Annotated in this window: 2 protein-coding genes; both read left to right on the top strand. The window is 31.4% G+C overall.

Translation table 11 applies throughout. The annotated features are described in order from the left end of the window. The coding region (locus EC396_RS12395; protein WP_164975285.1) for a DUF6691 family protein at window positions 1–273 on the top strand (273 nt) is incomplete at its 5' end. A 41-nt stretch (window positions 274–314) separates the two neighbouring features. Further along, window positions 315–1,301 (top strand): GTP 3',8-cyclase MoaA, encoded by a 987-nt coding sequence (gene moaA, locus EC396_RS12400; RefSeq protein WP_129366961.1) that lies wholly within the window; start codon window positions 315–317, stop codon window positions 1,299–1,301. Window positions 1,302–1,430 lie beyond the last annotated feature (129 nt).

Genomic DNA, 1,430 nt, shown 5'->3' on the forward strand with positions numbered 1-1,430 from the left:
ATTTTAGGAATGATAATGATGACTTTTTTTAGAAGAAAAGTAATCAAAACTTTTGAAGGAAAAGATATTATTGTACCGCCTAAAAAACCAGGAATATACCGTAATTTATTTGGAGGTATCTTATTTGGCTTGGGTTGGGGCTTGGCAGGAGCTTGTCCTGGACCTATGTTTGTATTGTTAGGTCAGGGTGTGGTTGCTATACTGGTAGTTATTTTTGGAGCTACTTTTGGTGCTTTTTTATATGGTGTTTTTAAAGAAAAATTACCTCATTAAAAAAGAGATATTTTGAAATTGTAAATTATTTTAGACAGTGCATGCAGTTAACCGATAAATTTGGCAGAAAAATATCGTATTTACGATTGGCGGTTACAGATCGTTGTAATTTGCGTTGCCAATATTGTATGCCTGCTCACGGAATTGATATTGTTGATAGAAAAGAATTGCTATCGTATAAAGAAATGTACCGTATTACACGTGTACTTTCAGAGCTAGGTGTAAATAAAGTGCGCTTAACTGGTGGAGAGCCTTTTGTTCGCAGAGATTTTGTGAAGTTTTTAGAATCACTTTCATTTAATGATAAGTTAAAAGAAATTAATATTACCACCAATGGTGCTTTAATTTCCAATCATATTGAAAAGCTAGAAGAACTAAATATCAATGCGGTTAATTTAAGTATGGATACTTTGCAAAGAGAAAAATTTGCTCAAATTACACGAAGAGATGTTTTTGTAAATGTGTATGATACTTTTGAAAAACTGGTTGAAAGTAACTTAAAATTAAAGCTAAATATTGTAGTACAGTCTGGTTTTAATACCGATGAAATTATTGATTTTGTTGAACTTTCAAAAGATAAAAATATTGCCATTCGTTTTATTGAAGAAATGCCTTTTAACGGTAAAGGACAACGCAAAATTGATGAAGAGTGGAATTTCAATAAAATAATCAATCATATAAAAAATCAATATTCAGTAGTTGAGACACTTCAACAAAAAAAATCATCTACTTCAAAAAACTTTAAAATACCTGGTTATTTAGGTACTTTTGGTATCATCCCTGCGTTTACCCGTACTATTTGTGGCGATTGTAACAGAATTAGAATTACGGCAACTGGTATGTTTAAAAACTGTTTGTTTGATGGTGGAGTGTTTAATGTACGCGATTTTATAAGAAATGGAGCCAGCGACAACGATTTGAAAGCATTGTTTATTAAAACAGTGCATAAAAAACCCGAAAACGGATTTGTTGCTGAAGCTTCTAGAGACAATGATGTGTCTGAAAGTATGTCTACTATTGGAGGGTAAATAAATTGACAATTGACAATTGACAATGAAAAATTAACAATTAATAGTGCATAATTTTAATGAAAAGTGAAAAAGTAAAAATGAATAATGTTGGTCTGGTCGCTGAGCGTAGCCGAAGAGATAATTAAA

Origin of the sequence: Lutibacter sp. HS1-25, from assembly GCF_004121075.1 — a bacterium.
Lineage (GTDB): Bacteria > Bacteroidota > Bacteroidia > Flavobacteriales > Flavobacteriaceae > Lutibacter.